The sequence below is a fragment of the Methylobacterium sp. WL6 genome (assembly GCF_008040095.1).
Lineage (GTDB): Bacteria > Pseudomonadota > Alphaproteobacteria > Rhizobiales > Beijerinckiaceae > Methylobacterium.
Window position 1 is genome coordinate 1 of record NZ_VRVH01000655.1, and the last position, 656, is coordinate 656.

The 656-nt window shown below is 74.8% G+C and carries 1 pseudogene; it reads right to left on the minus strand.

Features of this window, described 5'->3' with window-relative positions:
- Positions 1-139: 139 nt before the first annotated feature.
- Positions 140-656: pseudogene (locus tag FV230_RS30215) on the minus strand (hypothetical protein); the annotation flags it as partial.

Below are 656 nucleotides of genomic sequence, written 5' to 3' on the forward strand. Positions count from 1 at the left end.
ACGGTCGGCGCGCTTCCCGGAGCCGGCGCCAACGGCTAGACGACACGCCATGACAGCCTCGGCTTCCGCATCCGGGGGCGTCGTGGCCGATGTTCCGGTGGCCGGTGGTTTCGTGGCCGAGGCTGTCATGGCGTGTCGTCTAGCCGTTGGCGCCGGCTCCGGGAAGCGCGCCGACCGTGGCGCCGCGGCGCAGCACCCGACTCGATTCGGAGACGATCACCGGCCGGCCGCCGGCGAAGCTCACCTCGAGCACCAGCTCGGCGACCCCTTGCGAGCGCGCGCCGCGGGCCGGGTTGCCGGCCCGGAAGTCGACGAGGGTGCGCACGACGCAGCTCTGCAGCGCCGCATTGCAGGCGGTGCGGGTGTCGTGCGGCTCGTAGCGCCGCTCGGGCCAGCGCTGCGCGAAGCGGCGCTTCTCGGCGAGCAGGGCCGCGAACGTCGTCATCCGCCCGTGGAAGCGCAGGCGCTCGCCGTAGAAGCGCGACGCGCCCGAGACCATGGCGCCGTTCGATCCGGAGAAGGAGGCGAGGTAATCCTCGGCCAGGCCCTGGGCCTGCCCTGCCCAGTCGGCGAAGCGCGGGTCGGCCGCCGCCTCGCGCGCGCCGGAGGGAATCCGCGGCGCGACGGTCAGCGCGTCGGCGGCCGGCGTGTCGGAG